22 protein-coding genes are annotated in these 22,786 nt (G+C 37.8%); 15 read left to right on the top strand and 7 right to left on the bottom strand.

Features of this window, described 5'->3' with window-relative positions:
• Positions 1–167: 167 nt before the first annotated feature.
• From EXE09_RS02125 to dnaB, 13 genes are all read left to right on the top strand, one after another.
• Positions 168–929 carry an RDD family protein gene (locus EXE09_RS02125; RefSeq protein ID WP_130116172.1) on the top strand — a complete coding sequence of 254 codons (762 nt, stop codon included), beginning with the start codon at positions 168–170 and terminating at the stop codon, positions 927–929.
• Between the two features lie 599 nt (positions 930–1,528).
• Positions 1,529–2,581 (top strand): ubiquinol oxidase subunit II, encoded by a 1,053-nt coding sequence (cyoA, locus tag EXE09_RS02115; protein ID WP_068976209.1) that lies wholly within the window; start codon positions 1,529–1,531, stop codon positions 2,579–2,581.
• Between the two features lie 3 nt (positions 2,582–2,584).
• Positions 2,585–4,579: a cytochrome o ubiquinol oxidase subunit I gene (gene cyoB / locus EXE09_RS02110; protein WP_087552744.1), complete on the top strand. Its 1,995-nt coding sequence runs from the start codon at positions 2,585–2,587 to the stop codon at positions 4,577–4,579.
• A gap of 4 nt (positions 4,580–4,583) precedes the next feature.
• The gene (gene cyoC / locus EXE09_RS02105; RefSeq protein WP_068976211.1) at positions 4,584–5,204 is read left to right on the top strand and encodes a cytochrome o ubiquinol oxidase subunit III; all 621 of its coding nucleotides are present in this window, start codon (positions 4,584–4,586) and stop codon (positions 5,202–5,204) included.
• Positions 5,204–5,533, top strand: coding sequence for a cytochrome o ubiquinol oxidase subunit IV (gene cyoD / locus EXE09_RS02100; protein WP_068976212.1), 330 nt, complete (start codon positions 5,204–5,206; stop codon positions 5,531–5,533). The genes cyoC and cyoD overlap by 1 nt, the downstream gene beginning before the upstream one ends.
• Positions 5,534–5,539: 6 nt before the next feature.
• Positions 5,540–6,418 (top strand): heme o synthase, encoded by an 879-nt coding sequence (gene cyoE / locus EXE09_RS02095; protein WP_068976213.1) that lies wholly within the window; start codon positions 5,540–5,542, stop codon positions 6,416–6,418.
• A gap of 140 nt (positions 6,419–6,558) precedes the next feature.
• A complete protein-coding gene (locus tag EXE09_RS02090) occupies positions 6,559–8,646 on the top strand; it encodes a hypothetical protein (protein ID WP_130116171.1) in 2,088 nt (695 codons plus the stop codon).
• Positions 8,647–8,651: 5 nt separating this feature from the next.
• Complete coding sequence (locus EXE09_RS02085; protein ID WP_130116170.1) at positions 8,652–9,392, top strand: DUF3142 domain-containing protein; 741 nt, start codon at positions 8,652–8,654, stop codon at positions 9,390–9,392.
• A gap of 75 nt (positions 9,393–9,467) precedes the next feature.
• Positions 9,468–10,199 (top strand): hypothetical protein, encoded by a 732-nt coding sequence (locus EXE09_RS02080; RefSeq protein ID WP_130116169.1) that lies wholly within the window; start codon positions 9,468–9,470, stop codon positions 10,197–10,199.
• A gap of 168 nt (positions 10,200–10,367) precedes the next feature.
• Positions 10,368–10,754, top strand: coding sequence for a 30S ribosomal protein S6 (gene rpsF / locus EXE09_RS02075; RefSeq protein ID WP_068976217.1), 387 nt, complete (start codon positions 10,368–10,370; stop codon positions 10,752–10,754).
• Positions 10,755–10,765: 11 nt separating this feature from the next.
• Positions 10,766–10,993: a 30S ribosomal protein S18 gene (gene rpsR / locus EXE09_RS02070; RefSeq protein WP_004719336.1), complete on the top strand. Its 228-nt coding sequence runs from the start codon at positions 10,766–10,768 to the stop codon at positions 10,991–10,993.
• Between the two features lie 9 nt (positions 10,994–11,002).
• On the top strand, positions 11,003–11,449 hold the full coding sequence (rplI, locus tag EXE09_RS02065; RefSeq protein ID WP_068976218.1) for a 50S ribosomal protein L9: 447 nt from the start codon (positions 11,003–11,005) through the stop codon (positions 11,447–11,449).
• A gap of 208 nt (positions 11,450–11,657) precedes the next feature.
• On the top strand, positions 11,658–13,106 hold the full coding sequence (dnaB, locus tag EXE09_RS02060; protein ID WP_130116168.1) for a replicative DNA helicase: 1,449 nt from the start codon (positions 11,658–11,660) through the stop codon (positions 13,104–13,106).
• A 72-nt stretch (positions 13,107–13,178) separates the two neighbouring features.
• Here the strand turns inward: dnaB and EXE09_RS02055 are convergent, their stop codons facing one another.
• Both EXE09_RS02055 and EXE09_RS02050 read right to left on the bottom strand, forming a co-directional pair.
• On the bottom strand, positions 13,179–13,808 hold the full coding sequence (locus EXE09_RS02055; RefSeq protein ID WP_323052790.1) for a hypothetical protein: 630 nt from the start codon (positions 13,806–13,808) through the stop codon (positions 13,179–13,181).
• A gap of 23 nt (positions 13,809–13,831) precedes the next feature.
• Entirely contained in the window at positions 13,832–14,251 is a 420-nt protein-coding gene (locus EXE09_RS02050) for a DUF4259 domain-containing protein (RefSeq protein WP_130116167.1), read from the bottom strand.
• Between the two features lie 282 nt (positions 14,252–14,533).
• Here EXE09_RS02050 and alr point away from each other — a divergent pair, with 282 nt between their 5' ends.
• Complete coding sequence (alr, locus tag EXE09_RS02045; RefSeq protein WP_130116166.1) at positions 14,534–15,607, top strand: alanine racemase; 1,074 nt, start codon at positions 14,534–14,536, stop codon at positions 15,605–15,607.
• A 225-nt stretch (positions 15,608–15,832) separates the two neighbouring features.
• On the opposite strand, the gene EXE09_RS02040 is transcribed toward alr, so the two are convergent.
• The 4 genes from EXE09_RS02040 to EXE09_RS02025 form a co-directional block, all read right to left on the bottom strand.
• Entirely contained in the window at positions 15,833–16,567 is a 735-nt protein-coding gene (locus EXE09_RS02040; protein ID WP_130116165.1) for a proteasome-type protease, read from the bottom strand.
• Between the two features lie 82 nt (positions 16,568–16,649).
• Positions 16,650–17,429, bottom strand: coding sequence for a transglutaminase family protein (locus EXE09_RS02035; protein WP_130116164.1), 780 nt, complete (start codon positions 17,427–17,429; stop codon positions 16,650–16,652).
• On the bottom strand, positions 17,426–18,034 hold the full coding sequence (locus EXE09_RS02030; protein WP_068976225.1) for an alpha-E domain-containing protein: 609 nt from the start codon (positions 18,032–18,034) through the stop codon (positions 17,426–17,428). The genes EXE09_RS02035 and EXE09_RS02030 overlap by 4 nt, the downstream gene beginning before the upstream one ends.
• 35 nt (positions 18,035–18,069) lie before the next feature.
• A complete protein-coding gene (locus EXE09_RS02025; protein WP_130116163.1) occupies positions 18,070–19,671 on the bottom strand; it encodes a circularly permuted type 2 ATP-grasp protein in 1,602 nt (533 codons plus the stop codon).
• Between the two features lie 299 nt (positions 19,672–19,970).
• On the opposite strand from EXE09_RS02025, the gene EXE09_RS02020 reads away from it, so the two are divergent.
• A complete protein-coding gene (locus EXE09_RS02020) occupies positions 19,971–20,966 on the top strand; it encodes a helix-turn-helix transcriptional regulator (protein ID WP_068976227.1) in 996 nt (331 codons plus the stop codon).
• Positions 20,967–21,396: 430 nt separating this feature from the next.
• On the opposite strand, the gene mhpT is transcribed toward EXE09_RS02020, so the two are convergent.
• Positions 21,397–22,596, bottom strand: coding sequence for a 3-(3-hydroxy-phenyl)propionate transporter MhpT (gene mhpT / locus EXE09_RS02015; RefSeq protein ID WP_130116162.1), 1,200 nt, complete (start codon positions 22,594–22,596; stop codon positions 21,397–21,399).
• Between the last annotated feature and the right edge of the window lie 190 nt (positions 22,597–22,786).

The raw sequence follows: 22,786 nt of genomic DNA, 5'->3' as shown, positions 1-22,786 counted from the left end.
CACATAACAAAATTGTTTCTCATCGTTGATTTTAAAATTTCACGTAAATTTAATTTTCAACAGGGTAAAAATCTTGTATACATAGTCGTTTATAAAAATTGATGAATTCAGTTTATGTTATATTGTATTCATTCACGATTTTAGATTTATTTTGAGATTTAAGTTTTATGCAAATTTACTTGGCGAGAAATAACCAACAAGCTGGTCCCTACTCAGTTGAAGAACTCAACCAGATGCTTGCAAGTCAACAAGTTTTATTGACTGATTTAGCATGGTATCAAGGTATGACTGAATGGAAAGCACTTGGCGAACTTACACAAGGTAAACTTGTATTTGAACCTTTACACAATCCACCTGTATCAAATTCCCATGAAGCAAATCCAACCATACAAAGCCTAAAAGTAGAGAAAAAGACTCAAGTATCGGCCACACCTGCTTCTGTAGGTAAGCGTATTTCTGCAAAACTGATCGATTTTTTATTGCTTTTAATCCCGCAGATGTGCGCCATTATCTACTACTTACCTGCTGATGCGTATAAAATAGCAGAATCAGGATATTCAGCTGAGAATCAAACTAAAGTCACTGAAATGCTTACACAAAGCATGCCAGTTTATGTGAGCACTGGTTTACTGGTATATTTATTTGCATTATTAATTGTACAATATTTTTTAATCAGTAAAACTGGTCAATCCATTGGTAAAAAAATATTCAAATTACAAATTGTTGATGTAGAAACCAATCAACTTGCAGGTTCTCTACGTGCTTTTTTTGTACGTACATTCCTATTTCTACTTATTTCTCAATTAACAAGTATTATTCCATTGCTTGTGATTGTTTTTATTGTCGATTTCGTTATGTTCCTTTCAAAACCACATTACGCCTTACATGACCGTATCTCAAAAACCAAAGTGATTGACATTTCAAAATAGAAATGTAATTACAAGCATTAAGAATGCTTCACTAATTTCCCAATGAATATAAAACTCAATGTTTTATATTCATTAACCTACATCAATAAGAACATATAAAAGTGCTACCTCATTATTGAAGAATCATACTGAGCAAATATCTAAACATTTATCATCCAAACACAACCTTCTCTTATTCTAAAAATTAAGTTTCGATTCTCTAAATTGCAAAGCATGATATATATCATTGTTTTCAGTCAAAACTGCTAAGTTTTACTTAACCAATTTGCTAAATACAAAGTGATAAATGAAAAACTTTTCACATAAACATAGGGATGTAATATAAAACCATACAATTCATAAGCAATTGTTTTTATTATCCAAATAAGCTCAATTGAATTTAATCCTGAGTAAATAAATTGGTTTTTATTACAGTCATTTAAAGCCACTTTATCTATAGCTAAGTTTGCTGATATGAGGCATAATGCCCTACAACGTAGCGGTGTCAGATGATTGAGAATGTTTGCTATTTGTAAATAATAGTCATTTTCAATCATGCGACACTTTATTCGCTATCCCGAATTTATTTAGGGAATGGGACTCTTCACCGAGGTTGTAAAATGAGACAAACGACTTTAGCTGTATTGTCTTTATCTGCGATGGCTGCACTCTTAACTGGGTGTGGCGGTGATATGGTACTTCTAAACTCTAAAGGTCCAGTTGCTGAAGGTCAAAGTAACCTGATGATGACTGCGATCTACTTAATGTTATTGGTCGTAATTCCTTCGATTTTAATGGCATTATGGTTTGGTTGGAAATATCGCGCGTCAAATAAAGATGCAGACTATAAACCTACATGGGCACATTCAACTGCAATTGAAATTGTAGTATGGGGTATCCCTTGTATTATTATTGCTATTCTTGCGTATTTAACATGGTGGGGCTCACATAAATATGACCCATACCGTCCGCTTGAATCAGACAAAGCGCCTGTAACTATTCAAGTTGTTGCTGAACAGTTTAAATGGATCTTTATCTATCCTGAACAACAAATTGCAACTGTTAACGAAATTCGTTTCCCTGAAAAAACGCCAGTTAACTTTAAAGTGACTTCTAACTTTACAATGAACTCTTTCTTCATTCCTAAGTTAGCAGGTCAAATCTATGCAATGGCAGGTATGCAAACTCAGTTACACGTATTAGCAGATGAAACTGGCGTATATCGTGGTTTCTCTTCTAACTATAGTGGTTATGGTTTCACACAAATGCGCTTCTTAGCTCATTCTGTTACTGAACCAGAATTCAACAGCTGGGTAGAAGCAGTTAAAGCAGGTAAAGGAACTTCAATTAACCCTGAAGCTCAACAAAAAACTGTTTTAGATGCAGCAGAATTTGCAGCGCTTAAAGATGGTGACCGTTCTAAGCACCAAATTGAGAATATGCTCAAAAATGCGCATACCCCAGAAGAAAAAGCACTTGCAGAAGAAGCTGAACGTAAAGGTCCATTCCCTACTAAGCCGTATCCTGTAACTTACTATTCTTCAGTTGAGTCTAATTTGTTCGAAAGCATTATCAATAAATACATGAGCAACTACCACGGTGCAGATCATTCTGCGCAAGCGGGTACTGAACATGTTGGTGCTGAACATGCAACTGCTTCAGTAGAGGAATAAGACATGTCGGTATTATTCGGTAAACTCAACTGGGACTCGATCCCTTATCAAGAGCCAATCGTACTTGTAACCATGATCATCATGGCTTTAGGTGCAGCTGCGCTTCTTGGTGGTATCACCTATTTCAAAAAATGGGGCTACCTGTGGAATGTATGGTTTAAATCTGTAGACCATAAAAAAATTGGTATCATGTATATCATTGTATCTGTGGTCATGCTTGTGCGTGGTTTCGCCGATGCGATCATGATGCGTCTTCAACTGTTCCTTGCAAAAGGTGGCGGTGAAGGTTACTTACACCCTGACCATTACGATCAGATCTTTACCGCGCATGGCGTGATCATGATCTTCTTCGTAGCAATGGGTCTTGTTGTAGGTATGATGAACATCACTGTACCACTTCAAATTGGTGCGCGTGACGTTGCATTCCCATTATTAAACTCTTTAAGCTTCTGGTTATTCGCAGGCGCTGCTGGTTTGATGATGGCATCACTTGTATTAGGTGAATTTGCTGCAACTGGTTGGATGGCTTACCCTCCTCTTTCAGGTATTCAGTATTCTCCTGGTGTTGGTGTTGACTACTACATCTGGGCACTTCAGGTTTCAGGTTTAGGTACGCTTTTAACAGGTGTTAACTTCTTTGTTACCATCATCAAAATGCGTGCACCAGGCATGGGTCTTATGGACATGCCGATCTTTACTTGGACTGCACTTTGTACAGCAGTATTGATCATTGCATCTTTCCCTGTGTTAACTGCAACTATTGCAATGTTAACGCTTGACCGTTACTTCGGTTTCCATTTCTTCACCAATGAGCTTGGCGGTAGCCCAATGCTTTATGTGAACTTGATTTGGACATGGGGTCACCCAGAAGTATATATCTTAGTTTTACCTGCGTTTGGTATTTACTCAGAAGTAGTATCTACATTCTCTCGCAAAACTTTGTTCGGTTACAAATCAATGGTATATGCAACTATCGCAATTACAGTTCTTGCGTTCGTTGTATGGTTACACCACTTCTTTACCATGGGTGCTGGTGCCAACGTTAACGCGTTCTTCGGTATCATGACCATGATTATTGCGATCCCAACAGGTGTGAAAATCTTCTCTTGGTTATTCACCATGTATAAGGGTCGTATTACGTTTACATCACCAATGTACTGGACACTTGGCTTCCTTGTGACTTTCGGTATCGGTGGTTTAACTGGTGTATTAATGGCTGTTCCACCAGCTGACTTCTTAGTACACAACTCTTTATTCTTGATTGCTCACTTCCATAACGTAATTATTGGTGGTGTAGTATTTGCAATGTTCGCAGGTATCACTTTCTACTGGCCAAAAATGTTTGGTTGGAAGTTAAATGAAACTTGGGGTAAAGCATCTTTCTGGTTCTGGTTCTTCGGTTTCTATTTTGCATTCATTCCACTTTATATCCTTGGTTTCATGGGTATGACTCGTCGTTTGAATACATATGACAACCCTGAATGGGATCCGTACCTTGCAATTGCATTCTTCGGTTCTGTACTTGTTGCAATCGGTATTTTCTGTTTCATCATGCAAGTTGTTGTAGGTTTCTTACAACGCGAACAAAACATGGACCACACAGGTGACCCATGGGATGGTCGTGTACTTGAATGGTCTACGTCATCACCTGCTCCATTCTATAACTTTGCTCACCTTCCAAAAATCAATGGTATTGATACTTTCTGGAATGACAAAGAAAATGGTGTAGCGTATGCACGTCCAACAGAATATGAAGATATTCATATGCCAACTGACCGCGCTGCTGGTTTTGTGATCGCAATGTTCATTACTGTAATGGGCATGGCTTTGGTATGGCATGTTTGGTGGCTTGTTATTGCAACTTTCTTAGGTGCTGTGATCAGTTTCATCGTAAGTTCATTTACGAAAAAAGTGGATTACTATGTGCCTGCAGCTGAAGTAGAACGTATCGAAAACGAACGTTATGCTTTACTTGAAAAACACTTGAAGAAGGACTAAGACAATGGCTGAAGTACTTCATCACGATAACCACGGACACGATGAGCATCATCATCACGATGATACTGACATCACTGTCTTTGGTTTTTGGACCTACTTGATGAGTGACTTGATTTTATTCGGTACACTCTTCATCGCGTTCGCTGTATTAAGCAGTCATATTCCGCCTGGAACTCCTAGTCCAAAAGATTTATTTGGTGAGTCTTTAGGTTTCGTACTTGTAGAAACTTTTGCTCTCTTGATCTCTTCTGTGACTTTTGGTTTTGCAGTACTTGCTTCATACAAGAAAAATGTTGGTCAAGTTTTAACTTGGTTAGCAATTACTTGGTTATTCGGTGCAACATTCATCGGTATGGAACTTTATGAATTTAATCATTTAGTTCATGCTGGTCATGGTCCAAGCACGAGTGCGTTCTTATCTGCGTTCTTTACTCTTGTAGGAACACACGGTATTCACGTAACTTCTGGTTTGGTTTGGATGCTTGTGTTGATGTATCAAATCAAGAAAAATGGTTTGACTCTTCCAAACACACGTCGTCTTGCTTGCTTAAGCTTGTTCTGGCACTTCCTTGACATCGTTTGGATCTGTGTATTCAGCGTCGTTTACTTACTGGGAGTTATCTAATGAGTCACGATCATAATTCTGCAGGTGCTTCGCATGGTAATGTGAAACAATATACGATTGGTTTTATTGTTTCTGTATTGCTTACCATTGTTCCATTCTATATGGCAATGCATCCAGCTGACTTCGGTCGTGGTGCGATTATAGCAACGATTGCGATTACAGCTGTGGCGCAGGTTCTTGTTCAATTAGTATTCTTCTTGCACATGAACACTTCATCAGAACAACGTTGGAACGTAATTGCATTCATTTACACGATCTTGTGTATCGCAGTTCTTCTCATCGGTTCTGTATGGATCATGAACTACTTACATTCAAACATGATGCTCTAGGGTGTCATGTTGAAGAAATATCTATTCCTGACTAAGCCAGGAATTCTCTTCGGTAACTTCGTTACCACTTTGGGCGGCTTTTTCTTAGCCGCTCAAGGTTCTGTAGATTTCCTTTTACTTCTCATCACACTTCTTGGCACTACCCTCGTGGTTGCTTCTGGCTGTGTTGTGAATAATGTCATTGACCAAGACATTGACCAAAAAATGCAACGTACGATGAATCGTGCTTTAGTCAAAAAAACCATCAGCCCTACAGTTGCTTTATTGTTTTCTGCTGTGCTCGGTTTACTTGGCTTTGCTTTGTTGTGGTTTTTTGTCAACGCCTACGCATTTGGCTTTGCGGTACTTGGCTTTGTCGTATATGTGATTTTTTATAGTTTATGGAGTAAACGTACCACCATTCACCAAACCGTGATTGGCAGTATTTCTGGTGCAAGCCCTCCAGTGATTGGTTATACCGCTGTTTCAAATGAATTTGATGTTGCTGCGCTACTGATTTTTTTAGCATATGCACTTTGGCAAATGCCACATTCATGGGGAATTGCAGTTTATCGTTTCGATGACTATAAAAATGCTGGGATTCCTATTTTACCCGTTGCTCGTTCGATTTATCGTACTAAGGTTGAAAGCCTGATCTACGTGATCTTATTTGCACTGGTATTAAATGGTTTGTATTGTTTTGGCTATACCAATATTTTCTTTTTAATTATCTTTAATGTGATGTGCGCTTATTGGGTGTATTTATCGCTGATTGGATTTAAAGCTGAAAATGATCAGGTTTGGGCAAAAAAATACTTTTTGTATTCTGTAATTTTAATTACCGCTTTAAGTTTTAGCTTTAGTTTTAGTTACGTCTCCCCTGCACCACATTTACCAATTTTTTAAAAAGATAGAGTTCCACTCTATCTTTTTTTTGATCTGCTCTAAATCTCAAATCAATTTCGATTCAATAATATATTTTGTACTTTGTATTCCCTGTTTCACTTGTTATCATATTTTCAATAATTACAACTTTCACATTTTCAATGAAGACTCAAACTAAGTTCATTTATAAAATCCTATTCAGTTCCACCCTACCTTTTTTATTTTATAGCGCTACTGTGCATGCAGGTGCTGAAGACATTTGTGAGCCTGATTTTTATTTAAATGGTGACAGCTACAATAAGTGTAGTAATTTACCCGTTCTTGTTCCAAGTAATGACAACCAAACCAATATGCTGCTATTGCTCAGTGATTTAGGCTTGGCGAATATTAAACCGCGTCAACCCGATACTGAGTTATGGACATCCGCGTATGGTCAAACACCTTTTGAAGGCGTTCCTTCTGCAGAAAATCGGATTACCAACCAACGTATTAAATTTGCAAATGATCAAAAAGGTTATGATGAACGTTGCAATACTTTAGCCAATGGTAAAACCAGTTTCATTACTCAAGTTCAAAATAATAAAAATATATCTGCATCTGAGAAACAGGCTCTCATCGCTGAACGTAATAAAATTTCAGAATGTACCAATAAAATTCCATTAATTCCAATCAATGCGCAATGGTCACCTACTACTCGACAATATGCCTCCTATTTAAATGCGACAATTGCATTTTACAATGCTAACTTTTCCACAGCGACGAAGATATATTCAGTACTATCCACTGTAGATGATGCATGGCTCAAAGAAACTTCGCAATATATGTTGATTCGCTCAAGTTTAAATTCAGCCTATGCAACAGGAACCAACCAATATGGTGATGTAGATTTAGATAAAATTAATAAAACTTTACTGAAGCAGTTTTTAGATAACATTACAGCTTATCTCAAAGCTTATCCAAATGGTCAATATGCTGCCAGTGCTCGTGGATTTATGCGTCGTGGATTTTGGCTTACAGGTCGACAAGATTTATTGGTCAATGAAATTATTTGGCAAATCAACAATCCGAAATCCAAATACTACAATCTTGATGTCAATGAGTTCCCTGCCGAAATTGACCGTCGCGTTTTTGGTAGTCAATATTTCAATGTTAAAAATTTGAATGATCCATTTTTATTGGCAACTTATGATCTCATGCAAATGCGCGATTCTTCTGCCGAAGGTTATAAGCCGATAACGTGGACGCAGTTGAATGCGCAAAAAGAAAGTTTTAAAAATCAACCTGAGTTGTTTAAACATTTACAAGCTGTGCATTTATTTTATGTACAGAAAAAGCCACAAGAAGCTTCAAAATATTTATCAGATAGCAATGATTTAAATCAATATGTTCAACTGAGCCAAGCCTTTTTAAAAGGTCAAATCTTAGAAAAAACCAATCCTACGCAAGCTGAACAATATTGGTCACAACTACTCAATAAATCGAAAAATACTTATCAGCGTGGCTTATTTGAAACAGCGCTGTCCAATCATTTAAATGCCAAACAAGATGCAAATGCATTTATTGGCAAAAAACCTTTGATTAGCCAAATCAATTTACAAAAGCGCTTTATCCTCTATAAAGCCAATGATAAATCTTTGCAAAATATCATTCAGAATAATGTTGCAACAACTGATCAAAAACAGGCAGCCATTTACACCTTACTGCATAAATCGTTGAATCAACAAAATTATGCCTTGTTTAATCAATACTATAGTCAGCTACCAAAAGATGCTGTGCAATATAAAGATTATGAAAGTTCTGATAAATATAAAGAAAAACCACCCTTTGCCGATTTTGTTTGGAATGGCACAACCATTACACAACAACTCAAATGTTCCAATTTACCGACATTGACCAGTCAATTAGAAAAATCTCCCAAAGATCCACTGTTAAATGTCTGTATGGGTGAATATGTTCGAACTGGTCATCATGGTTTTCCTTATCAAATGAATGGGGAGAACACTTCAAACCAAGAGGATAAAGGCGAATTTGCTCGCGGTGATGTTTATAAATCAATTATTAAATCAAGCACTAAAGGTGAATTACATGCCTATGCCCTATATCGTGCCATCATGTGTTATTCACCGAGCGGTATGAATGATTGTAATGATAAAGAAGTACCTAAAACTGTCCGTAAACAATGGTACGACCAAATCAAACAAGATTATCCAAATACCACTTGGGCTAAATCTTTGAAATATTATTGGTAGTTTCAATGTCAAAAAGATTGATTCGGTTTTTATGGCTATCACTTTGTTGCTTGAGCATTATTGCATGTCAGCCGAGTCAATCTGCTTCTTCAAATCATCATGTTAATGCAAATGATTATGATGCTTTTTGGATTTGGGGCGATATTAAATCCGCGCCCTATTTAGCCAAAGCCAAAGATATTTATATTCTTCAAGGCGAAGTTCGAGTAGATAAAAAGACACGACAATCCACTTTGATTCCACAAGGCACAGGAATTTTAAAATTACCTCACCAAAAAGTCTGGCTCGTGTTTAGAAATCATCATTTGAATTGGCAAACCCATGAATTAGATCAAATTTTAAAACGTGTTCGACAATGGGAAAACTCAGGCAATGATATTCAAGGCATACAAATCGACTTTGATGCACGAACTAAGAACTTGAATGAATATGCCCTTTTTCTTCAAAAACTTAGAAAGCTATTGCCGAAACAATATCAACTCAGTATTACCAGTTTAATGGATTGGACCAATATTCAAGATCAAAATACGCTTAGGCTATTTAGAGAAAATATTGATGAAATGGTGATTCAGACTTATCAGGGTTCAACCACGATTTCGAATTATCAGCAATATTTAAAGAAAGTTTCAACACTTCGATTGCCCTACAAAATTGGGCTTGTTCAGCATGGTGAATGGAATCCGAATTTAAACTTTAAAGCTGATCCAAATTTTAAAGGTTATGTGGTATTTTTGCTGAAAAACTAGCCATTTTTTAAATAATGAATATCACCACTTCAAACTTACGATCTCTCATACAATAGATTTTATTATTTTAAACTCATGGAAATAAGCATGCTAAAAAGAACACTTTGTTTAATGTTGATATTACAAGGATGTAGCACAAATCCGCCTCAAAAAAATTTGGACACCAAACCTTCAGAATCATCCGCAATTACAGCCCCAATTTCTGAGAATAAAGCCCCTGCTTCAAAGAGTTCAAGTACAAAATTACAAGATGCTTTAAGGGCGAATATCTATCAAGTATCAACAATCAATCGCGATGAAGATTTATGGGATTTTCCACCAGTAAAATACAAAAAAGTTACTTTTGAACAATTAACTGATCAAGAAAGAACTGTGTATACCGCTTTAGAAAAAAACTATTTAAATGAGTGGATTATGTGCAATGGTAAAGAATATGTTTTCTCTAGCGGTGGTGCTCCGTTTTTTCTATTTTTTGAAGTCATGAATTATCAAGCTCGTGTAGAAATCAATACACTTCCTCTTAATCAGCAAGATCGTATAGATCAAATCCAGTGGAAAGGTAATATTCGCCTAGGATTTTACAAATCTCTGGCTCGCGATGTGGTAATCAATCAAAAATATACTTTTTTATCTGAAGACCCGTACCAATCCTTACCTAATTTCCGTTGGTATAGTAATAATAGTGACTTTCAATTAAAAAATGATCGCATTTTCCATGAAGATCGCCAAAAAATCGTGGCTTATGAAATCAACCCGCCTAAACTAAATTGTGATTTGGTACAAAAAGTTTTAGAAACCACAAAATAGTACAGCGAAACACCGTTTATTTAGATTGTAATTCAATGGTGTTATGCCTATAATACCACCTCGCAAATTTTGCGGCTTAATCTGTTAGCTGTTTCAGTTAACTTAAGATTATGACTCCTTGCTTCATTCATTTTTGGATGGGGCTGCATAAACCGTAAGGAGCTGACAATGCGTCACTACGAAATCGTAATTCTGGTACACCCAGACCAAAGCGATCAAGTGGTAGGTATGGTAGAACGCTATATCTCTCACATTAAAGATGCTGAAGGTCAAATTCACCGTCTTGAAGATTGGGGCCGTCGCCAATTGGCTTACCCAATTAACAAAATCCACAAAGCGCACTACATTTTGATGAACATCGAATGTGGTCAAACTACGCTTAATGAATTAGAAGAATTGTTCCGTTATAACGATGCAATCCTTCGTAATGTAATTATCCGTCGTGAACACGCTATCACTGAAGAATCTTTACTCGCTAAGAGTGCTGAAGAAAAACGTGCGCGTAAAGCTCAACGTGAAGAAGCACAACAAGCTCAAGATTCTGTTGAAGCATAAGGAGAACATCAATGGCACGTTTTTACCGTCGTCGCAAGTTCTGCCGCTTTACAGCTGAGAACGTTACGTACATCGACTACAAAGATATCGACACTTTAAAACAGTACATCACTGAAAACGGCAAGATTGTTCCTAGCCGTATTACAGGTACTAAAGCTCGTTACCAACGTCAATTAGCGCTTGCTATCAAACAAGCTCGCTATTTAGCGTTGATTCCTTACACTGACAATCATAAGTGAGGTTGAGCCGTGGATATTATCTTATTACAACGCATTAAAAACCTTGGTAAATTAGGCGATAAAGTATCAGTTAAAGCTGGTTACGGCCGTAACTTCCTTATCCCTCAAGGTAAAGCAGTTGCTGCTACTGAAGCTAACACTGCTGCTTTTGAAGCTCGTCGTGCAGAACTTGAGAAAGCTGAAGCTGAAGTTTTAGCTACTGCTCAAGCACGTGCTGACCAATTGAACGAAGTAAATATCGTAATCACTGCGAAAGCTGGTGATGAAGGTAAATTATTCGGTTCTATCGGTACTCGTGACATCGCAGACGCGTTAACTAACGCTGGTCTAGTTGTTGACCGTGCTGAAGTACGTTTACCTAACGGTGCGCTTCGTAACACTGGTGAATTCAACATCGCAATCCAATTGCACCATGATGTTGTTGCAGAAGTTCTCGTTACTATCGTATCTGAGTAATTTCGTACCAAGAAAAAGAGCATACTTTTGTATGCTCTTTTTTTATCTTTAAAATTTCAAACATTCCCCCATTTACCTATGTAAGTTTGATATGCTCCCTTATCAAATATACTCGTTAGATAATTTCAGACTGCTGCATTAAGATACCTACTTGATCAAGTAAGTAATTTTTTTACCGCATACACATTATTTAAAATCAAGGTCTTATATGTCACAGGCAACCGCCACAGCTTCATCAAATAATTTTAATAAAGATGCTAAGTCACCAGACACAGCACAACAATTAAAAGAATTTCGCACGCCACCACATAACTTGGCGATTGAACAGGCTGTGCTTGCTGCATTGATGACTGTTGCTGAATCTTTTGAACAAGTCAGCGATACCTTGAATGAAAATGACTTTTATGCGACACGACATAAATACATTTTCCGTGCCATTGAAAAACTTGCCCAAGAAAGTTCACCTTATGATGCTGTTTTGGTCAATGACTGGTTAATTAAACAGAATCTACTCGATGCCATTGGTGGTGAAGAATATTTAATGCAATTGATGGCAGATTCTCCATCAAGCTTTTATAACCTCGAAACCTATGCAGCTAAAATTAAAGAATTTGCGACTTTAAGAAATATGATTAAAATTGGGAATGAAATTCTGCAAAATGCTTATGACACTAAAGGTCGAGATGTCAGTGAAATTTTAGACCTTGCTGAAACCAATATTTTTTCGATTGCGGAACAACATAATAACAATGCCAAAGCGCAAGGTCCTAAACCGATTACCTCAGTTGTAGCGGACGTATTCGATAAATTGAATGAGTTGTCACAACTCGATGGTAATATCACAGGTTTAACTACAGGTTTTACCGAGCTTGATAATAAGACTTCGGGAATGCAAGCGGGTGACATGATCATTGTCGCTGCGCGTCCTTCGATGGGTAAAACCACTTTTGCGATGAACTTGGTCGAAAGTGTTTTATTTAACTGTGACTTACCTGCCCTTGTGTTCTCTATGGAAATGCCAGCTGACTCGATCGCCATGCGTTTGATTTCAGCTTACGGTAAAGTCCACCAAGGTCACTTACGTTCAGGTAAATTGGATGGTGATGAATGGTCTAAAGTGACAGGTACAATCCTACAACTTCAAGAAAAGCATCTGTATATAGATGACTCTTCTGCCCTACCGCCTACGGAAATGCGTGCGCGAGCAAGACGTATTGCCAAACAACACGGCGGTAAGTTGGGTTGTATCATGGTCGATTATCTTCAGCTCATGAAAGTTCCAGGTATGGGCGATAACCGTGTTGGTGAGATTGGTGAAATTTCACGAAGCTTAAAAGCGCTTGCCAAAGAAATGATGTGCCCTGTTATTGCACTGTCTCAGCTCAACCGTTCTTTGGAGAACCGTCCAAATAAACGCCCTGTGATGTCAGACTTACGTGAATCTGGTGCGATCGAGCAGGATGCCGATTTGATTATGTTTATTTACCGTGATGAGGTGTATAACAAAGAATCGAAAGAAGCAGGTACAGCAGAAATTATTATTGGTAAACAGCGTAACGGTCCAATTGGTACAGTGCGTTTAGCTTTTGAAGGTCAATATACTCGTTTCAGTAACTTATCCCCTGAATACTATGCGCAATATGATGATGAAGAGTAAGGGATTCCCTGCTCTTTGTTTCATAAGTGGGCTTTAATTTACCGTTTTATATTCAGGCTGATATTTTCAAAACTACGACTTAAACCAGTTGATCAGCCTTTCCCACCACAATTTCCAACCCGATATCGCTTGTGAATGTTGAGGATGATCATTCATTTCAAGTGGTGGAAATGCCTTGTTTAACTGCTGACAGCCTAGATATTTCTGTTGTAGTTTCGCAAGATAATAAGCCTGATCATGTTCTAAAAAACCGTCCAGAATTCCTGTGTCTTTCCGATCTCCCAAGGCACAATTTGCTGTTTGTTTATTCCACGCTAAAAATGGCTCAATCGGTTTAGAAATACTCAACTGATCATTCTCACAACTCAGTTCTGCAAATGAAGCGATCTGATATTGCTCAGGCTTCCCACCATCAGGCGCATAAGCTAAACCAATGATTAAACTGTCTTTTGCAACATGTTGACTTAAAAATGCGCTATGCCATTGTTTCGGTTTAGCATATTTAAATATATCCGACCATGAACGAAAAATAAATTGATCTGAGCTGAGCACTACAGCGAAATTTGTATTCTCATGATTCATAGCTTGTGAGCTTTGAAACCGTGCAATAAATACATCATCTGGTGAGTGTGGCATACATGCCAAAACTGTCTGCGTAAAAAATAATACACATAATCCAATATAGTAAGAGATACGTATCATTAATTTATTCGGTATATCTAAGTTTATGATGCATTTTTTAATATTGCTTTCAGTTCATTTAAGTTTTGTGTCCATTCTTCATAATCATCAGAATCTTGCCACAACTCATCGAGTTCAGAATTTTCTTGTGTCAGGATATCAATAACGATGATGGCTTTCTGAATCAGCGCAGTAGGAGGTCGTGCATCCAGTTGATCAATCCACTGACTCACACCATCCAGAAAATCCAGATCCTGTGTACCCTGACCCGTGATTTGAGCCAACACTTCCGCTGCCGCGTGCGCAATACTGCCATCGTCCGCATCAATAAAATCTTCATTTTTATCTGCAATGACCTGATCTAAAGCTTGCTCTATCACCACAAAGCCCGTGCTTTCCTCTAATTCAGCCGCCCAATCACAGGCGGTGTCATTACCAAATGGTTCGTGTGACCATGCTCCCATCTTTCTACTACCCTTTCAAAATATCATGTTTATAAAATGTACAATTTTATATTAAAAATAAAGTCTGAAATTTTTACAAATTATGTTCAGAAGCAATTTTCACAAAAATTTCGATCTTAAGTCAAATCATGATCAAAAACATAAATGTTGATGTTTATTTCAAGTTGATCGGCATACAATAGACAGCATTGGAAAATCCTCAACAATATTTGATATTCTCCAAATGACGTGCAGCTTAGACTGCACGTTTATGTTTTTAATCTTCCTGAAGGAGTAATCAGGGTGCGCCAAGCAACAGTTTATATTGACAGTAAAGCGCTGCAATATAATTTAAACCGTGTTAAACAACTTGCCCCAACTGCTAAAATTGTCTGCATGGTCAAAGCCAACGCCTATGGGCACGGCGTAAAAGACTGTTTAGCCGCCTTAGCTGAAACGGATGCATTCGGTGTTGCCTGCCTTGAAGAAGCTTTAGAAATTCGTGCATTGGGCTATCAACAGCCGATTACCTTAATCGAAGGTATTTTCAGTGCCGATGAAATGGCTGTGGTGGTTGAAAATAACATTGAAGTCGTCGTCCATCAGCAAGTACAGTTAGATTGGTTACGCACTCAAAAAGATGCCTACATTGCCAAAGGATTAAAAGTCTGGGTGAAACTCAACAGTGGCATGAATCGCTTAGGTTTTAAAGTCCCTGAAATTATTGATGTGATTAACTCACTCAAAGCAGACGGTTTTACTTGCGTACTTGCAATGCACTTTGCCAATGCTGATGCAGAAGATCATCCGCTCAATGAGCAACAAAAAAATCAATTTTTAGATGTCAAAGAAGCCTGTGATCCAATTATGGCGTCATGCTGTAACTCAGCTGCGATATTTAAATGGCCAGAACTTAACTTTGACTTTGTTCGTCCAGGCATCATGCTCTATGGTGCATCACCTTTTGCCGATAAGTCTGCCAATGATTTAGACATCAAACCTGTCATGACGTTTACTGCGGAAATTATTGCTTTAAATCATATTCAAGCAGGTGAATCAGTTGGTTATGGTTCAACATTTGTTGCAGACACTGAGATGAATATCGCCATTGTGTCTATTGGTTATGGTGATGGTTATCCACGTGCATTTCCAAAGCAAAACTATGTGGCAATCAATGGCAAACCAACTCGTGTGATTGGTCGAGTGGCAATGGATATGATTGCGATTGATGTCACAAGTTTAAATGCACCTTTAGGCACTGAAGTTGAACTTTGGGGTAAGGATCGCTTAGTCGATGATGTAGCTGAAGCCAATGGGACGATTGGTTATGAATTGCTGTGTCGTATGAGCAATCGCCCTGTTCGTAAGCAAATCTGAGCTTTATAAAAAAGATGAGGGGTTTTAACACCCTCATCCTAAGCTTCTATAAAAGCCCCCTCATCCTAACCTTCTCCCTGAGCCATATATGGCGCAAGAGAAGGAATTTCCAATATATTTTATAATTTATGCAAGAATTCGATTAAGTTCATTTATAAGACTTCTTGAACAATCTTTTGAGTTAGCATAGCTCTCTAATTTATTGATAAAAATAAAGTATCCCATTCACTGAAAAAAATCATCATTCGGTTTTGGCAAATCCTGTAAACCCTTTTTCAAGGTTTCAGACCACTGCTTACTGATATTCTGAAAATAAGGTTCATCTTCATTGATTCTTTTTCCTTGCGGAATCACAAAAGAATCTTTTTGATAGACCAAAGTATCCAATGGCATGCCTACAGAAACATTGGAACGCAAAGTAGAATCAAAAGAAATTAAACTGCAACGTAAAGCTTCATCTAAAGGCATGTCATAACTTAGAGCACGATCTAAAATAGGCTTACCATACTTACTTTCACCAATCTGAAAATACGGCGTATCACTGGTCGCAGAGATAAAATTCCCTTGTGGGTAAATATTATACAACTGCATTTCCTCGCCCTTGATCTGACCACCGACCAATAAACTACAGAAATAATTGCTTTGCTCTTGCGTATCTTCGGTTACATCTGCGATCACTTTACGTAGAATCTGCCCCACCAAACCCGCAACCTCAAACATGGTATTTACACTGTATAAATTGGGTTCTTGTTTAAGTGCTAAATGATTTTGCAAATGCCCGATGACTGCTTGAGTTGTTGCCAAATTTCCAGACGTTTGAATGCAAATGAAACGCTCATTCTGCACCCCAAATGTATACAGTTTTCGATATACTGAAATATGATCTACACCTGCATTGGTTCTTGTATCACTAATGAATACCAAACCATCTTTGAGCCTTAATGCACAGCAATACGTCATAGAATTACCTTTTACAACAACGTCTTAAATTTGAAATAAATCACACTTTTGCAAGTGTTTAGACTATTTAACACTCATCAGATTAACATGCAAGCACTTGAACGATAGAGTACATGGTTTCAATTCCACCTAGCTGACGCATGCCACGCACAGGGGCAACATCCCAATAATCACGTCCAACTGCTACATAAACATGTGAATCTGGACGAAAAAGTTGGTTACTCACATCCATAACATGCCAAGCACCATCCAAATAGACTTCTGCCCATGCATGACTAGCTAGGTGAGATTGCTGATTGACATGCAAATAACCTGAAACATAACGTGCGGGGACACCTAAGGCTTTCGCCATCGCAATCAATACATGGCTATGATCTTGGCATACCCCTTGTCGGTCAGTGAAAGACTCCATTGCTGTATGCATCACTGTCGTACTGGCACTGATATACGGCATATAACTCAATAATGCTGCAGCAAGTTTTTTAAAATTCGATACGGTAATTATCGGCACATGCGATTTTGCAAAATCCAGCATTTCTGTATTACATAAAGTTGCCACAGTCGGTTGCAAATACAGCATGGGTGATAATTGATCGGAAACCCCAAACTGATTGTGTAAATTAATCTCAACAAACCCCTGTGCCATAATCAACATTTGTTGATAAGGCTCAGACTGCGAACTGGTCAACCAGACATTATCAAAAGCATCACGCTTCAGTTGTGTCACCCCCGGCACACTCACCTGCCACGCTGTCACATGTTGGTGTATGTTTGATTGTGGCGTCATCTTGATATACTGAATACTATTCTTTGCCCATTCAGTATATTGATAATGTGTTTGATGATTAATCATGAGCTTCATAGGCGATCCAATTCAAATAATGAATCAATATGATCACTAAAATGATAATAATTCGCACGATTTGGCTGTTGTTTAAGTTCCAACCAAACATCAGGCAAACTACTCATTCCTTCCTGATCTAAACTGCGAATCAAACCATCCAACTGCATTAGGGTCACTGAATGATTTTGATTTAAACGTAAGTTACGATCCAGTTGCTCCATTTTTTGCCCTAAACTAAAAAATAGAAATAATAATTCGTCTTCTTCAGCTTCTAAGACGTCATTGCATTCCTCACAGACATCGCAAATAAATCCTGCATTTTGTTCAGCTTGTTGCAATAATTGATTGAGTGCAGCAAAAGATTGTGCGGAAATCACACCACGCAAATCATGAATATTATTTTTTGCACAAATGAATTGCTGATGAAACGACGCAGGTTGTTCAAAATCTAAAATTAATTCATTCAATGAACTGGCATCAAATGCAGGCAAACAGAATGCATGTGCATAATCTAAAGCCAATTCATTGGTTTTAAATGGATATTGGCTACATAAATATTGTATACGTGTTAAATAACGACCTAACCAAAATATATTTTGTGCATTTGTACTGAGTAAAATCATGTTCTCGCTCCTTTGGTTGAGGTTATGGGCGTGGGCTAAATTGAAAATTCATCAATCACCCATGTGTCCTTAATTCCACCACCTTGTGATGAGTTGACCACCAATGAGCCTTGTTGCATCGCAACACGGGTTAAGCCCCCTGGAACAATTTCCACCCGTTCTGGAGAACTTAAAATGAATGGTCTTAAATCAATATGTCGTTCAGCTATACCTTGATGAGATAATGTTGGTGCAACAGATAAATCCAAAGTGGGTTGCGCTATATAGGCTGATGGTGAACTCATCAATTTGATTTTAAATAAATCAATTTCTTGCTCAGATGCCTTAGGGCCGATCAACATACCGTAGCCACCAGAGCCTTGCGCCTCTTTCACGACCAACTTATCAAGATTTGCCAAAACATAATCTAAAGCTTCTGCTTCACGACATTGATAAGTAGGCACATTGCATAAAATGGGCTTTTCATTGAGATAATATTCAATCATTTTATCCACATAAGGATAAATTGATTTGTCATCCGCAACGCCAGTTCCAGGTGCATTGGCAATCACCACATGACCACTAATATATGCTGACATGAGCCCTGCAACACCCAAAGTGCTGTCAGGTCTAAAGCTCAACGGATCTAAAAACCCATCATCAAGTCGTCTATAAATTACATCAACTTGTTGACGTCCTCGGATGGTTTTCACATAAACCTTGTCGTTTTCAACAAAAAGGTCACGTGATGTCACCAATGGCACACCCATTTCCCTTGCAAGAAAAGCATGTTCATAATACGCACTGTTATAGCGACCAGGCGTGAGTACAACGATCATTGGCGCATCGACTTTAGAATTTTCAGCCAATATTTCACGCAATAATTGTGGGTATTGTTCGATACCTGCAACTGTTTGATTACACAAATCAGGCATGAGTTTTTGGCTCATTTTACGACTTTCAAGCATGTACGACACACCCGATGGTGTACGCAAATTATCTTCGAGTACAAAGAAATCCCCATGACGATCTCGAACAATGTCTATTCCACTGATTTGACTGTAAATATTGCCATTTAGCGTATTATTTAACATCGTCGGTTGATAGGCTTCATGTGACAGCACCTGTAACTCTGGAATCAAACCCTCTTTTAAAATATGTTGTTGATGGTAAATATCCGCAAGAAATAAATTCAAAGCTTGAATTCTTTGCGTACATCCAGCAGCTATTTTGTTCCATTGCTGTTTTGCAATCACACGTGGAATTAGATCAAAAGGAATTGTTCTGTCAATTCCAGATTTTTCACCATAAACCGCAAATGTAATACCTTGATGTAAAAAATGTGATTTTGCTGATTCATTTAACTTTTCAAGTTCATAAATACTGTGCTTTGATAACCAATCCTCTATTTTTTCAGCTGTTTCAGGTGATAGAGCTTGATCATCCGTCATTTCATTGAAAAAAATAGAATCCATTTGTTTGAGCAAATGTTGTGTGGGTTGCTGCACATCGATGAATTGTACAACCTCTTGAATCTGACTCGTTTGTTGCTGTCTAGCGCGCGTCGTTTGTGTATCTGTTTGCTCAATCACAGGCAAAGTAAAATTTTCAGAATAATGATCTTTCGGTGAATTTGTATCTAGCGTTTCTTTTAGCATACAAACCTCTTTTATGTTCTATTTGGTATAGTTTATTAAGCAATATCAATGCCAAAGTGCATGTGAGCTGTGAACTTTAGGTAAATTATGACTTAAACAATAAGGAGAATATTTATTAATTCATTGTTTGAACTTCAGCTCAATACAAGTTTTGATCGAACATGTTTCAAAATTTTTTAGTCAATTTTTTCAATAATTAAACAGATAAATTTAGGATATAACTTGCAGAACGATGCTGAATTTTCTATTGTGTAACTGATTTAATTCCTTAACCTTTCACGATTTAAACGATAGCGATCATGTCTGCACAAGAAAAAGAAACTTCCAATAGCCTTTACCGCCAATGGCAAATTCTCTCTCGTTTATCTACGGGTAAATGGTTGGGTACGAGGGAATTACAAGAAACCTTAGAACGCGAGGGCATTGAAATCAGCCTGAGAACCATTCAACGTGATCTCAATCAAATCGCACAACGTTTCCCGATTGAGAGCAATAAAACTGTTCCCCAAGGCTGGCGCTGGCGCTCAGATGCACCGATTCAAAGCTTACCGCACATGACTAGCTCACAAGCGGTCACCTTTATGATGGTCGAAGAACACTTAAAACATTTATTGCCACCAAGTTTGATTGATGAAATGAATCCTTGGTTTGATTTGGCACGACGTAGTCTTTCAACTCAGAACAATGTTCGCCAATGGATCAACCGTGTTCGGATCGTTCCTGCGAGTCAGCCTGTTATTCCCCCTCTCGTTGAGCGTCAAGCGCAACAGTCGATTTATGAAGGTTTATTGCAAGACAAACAAATTGAATGTGTTTATCGTTCACGCGGACATCAAGGTGAGGAAAAAACCTATACACTCAATCCATTAGGCTTGGTTCAAAAAGGTGCAATTATTTATTTGATTTGTACTCGACATGATAAAACTGAAGTTCAAACTTTTGCACTGCATCGTTTTAAATCTGCAACTGTTTTAGACACTCGCGCATTACACCCTGTTCAATTTGATATTGATGAATATATTGATTCAGGTGCTTTAGGCTTTAGGGTTGATTTTTCAAAGCCAACTGAAAATGTTGAATTAAAACTGGTGATGCACGAAGATGATGCACTCTACTTTACTGAAAGCCAACTCAGTAAAGAGCAAAAAGTTGAACAGTTAAATGAACAACTTTATCAAGTCAGTGCTGTTGTGCCTTTTACTTCGCAACTGGTTTGGTGGCTCAGAAGTTTTGGTAAAAAAATTGTACGAATTGAACCTGTTGAAGTATTCAATGCCGTTCATGAAATTGAATGATTTTTAGTGCAATCTGTTCATAGAATCTCTAAATTCAAAACAATAAAAAAAGAGCCTTTCGGCTCTTAATTGTTTATTATTTTCATTCTTTTTTAAATTTTATTGTTTTGCGCTTATTTAAAACTCATGTCACATCTTTGCAAATGTCCACAAGACATGAGTTTTCATTGGAGAATTGAACATCACATTAAGCAGCATGCTAGTTCAGCAGTATTGTAACGAATGCTCTTCATAGTCATGGTTTTCACCTCTCGTTTGAATGTAGTTTTAATTTAGAATATTTTATTTTGATTGTGAAATAAGCAATTTTGAAATTTTATTCTTAATTTATATTAAACAATTATCCTGATATTTTTATCTTATAAATAAAAAAGCGACCATTTAAATGATCGCTTATATTATCAATTCAATGACATCATCCAATATAAGATTATTTCTTATTCGCTTTATATGTCGATAATGCTGTAACTGCAATTGCAGACAACACAATCCCTGGCGCACTTGCCACGAGAATACCTGTCGTACCTAAACCTAAGGCAAGGATTTTCCCTGTTAATAAAGGCCCAGTCATTGCACCCAAACGTCCAAGTGAAATCGCACTCCCCACGCCTGTGACTTTTCCTGTTGGTGTATAGAAAATCGGTGAAATACCATAAAGAATCGACTGCCCACCCGTAGAGAAAATACCACCGATCAGCCCTGCGAAAATCAGCAATGGAATTGATTTTGTGGTGAATAAAATCAATACCGCAATAAATAAACCTGTATAGATAATTACCGCCATTTGCCACAATTTAAGACGATCTAATAAATAACCCAAACCTAAAGTCCCAATCACAGCACCGACTTGGAAAATCAACATAATCATAAAAGCTTGTTGCTTTTCTAAGCCTTGTTCCATGAGTAGGTTTGGCAACCAACTGATCAGAATATAATTCACCATTAGAGTGAAAAAGAAACTCACCCAGAGTGGTAACGTTTGTTTATAGGTATTATTTTTAAATAAAATTTCTGTCATTGCAGGAACATGTTCATCCACTGCAACCACTTGTTCTTTTCGTTTGTCTTTTAAAATCATTGCCATAAATGGAATGAGTAGCAATGGTGTAATCCCACCTATCAAGAATAAGGTATGCCAAGAAATATCTTTGAATAAAATACCCAATCCTGCGACAAAAATTGCGCCTACAGGTAAACCGCAATACATTAAGCTGTTTAATTTACCGCGATTGGCTTCAGTTGCTTCATCGCCTACCACTGAAATCATGGTTGGCATTGCAGCACCTAGACCTAAGCCTGTAAAGAAACGTGCTGCATATAAAATCTCTACATTTGAGGCAATTGCAGTGAGTGTCATAAAAACACCGAATATGGCGATAGACAGCATCAATACTTTCTTTTGCCCTAAATAATCTGCGATACGTCCACCGAAGAATGCGCCAAAGAGCATTCCGAATACACCTAAACTAAAGACATAGCCCATTTGCACTTGGTCTAAGCCAAATGTCGCTGCGATTCCTTTTGCTGCGATGCCGGGTGCTTGTAAATCGAATCCTTCAAAGAAGGCGACCCAGAAACATAAAAATACGGTGAGTATTTTTTGCACCTTTGTTGACTGTTCATGTGCCATGATTGATCTCCATCAATAGTGAACAAATTACATGACCGAGTAATTTGCTCGACTATTGTGAAATCAAATACCGAGGAGAAATAGCACGACAAAGGTCGGGTTTCTACAAATAAATACCGTAATTTCTTAGCGAAATAAGACTTCAAAGCGAGTTTATTGATAGTTATCAGAGATAAACCACTTATTTCTA

The sequence above is a fragment of the Acinetobacter sp. WCHAc060025 genome (assembly GCF_004209355.1).
GTDB lineage: Bacteria > Pseudomonadota > Gammaproteobacteria > Pseudomonadales > Moraxellaceae > Acinetobacter > Acinetobacter wuhouensis.
The sequence above is the reverse complement of the archived record's forward strand: the minus strand, read 5'-3'. Positions and strand labels throughout refer to the sequence as shown.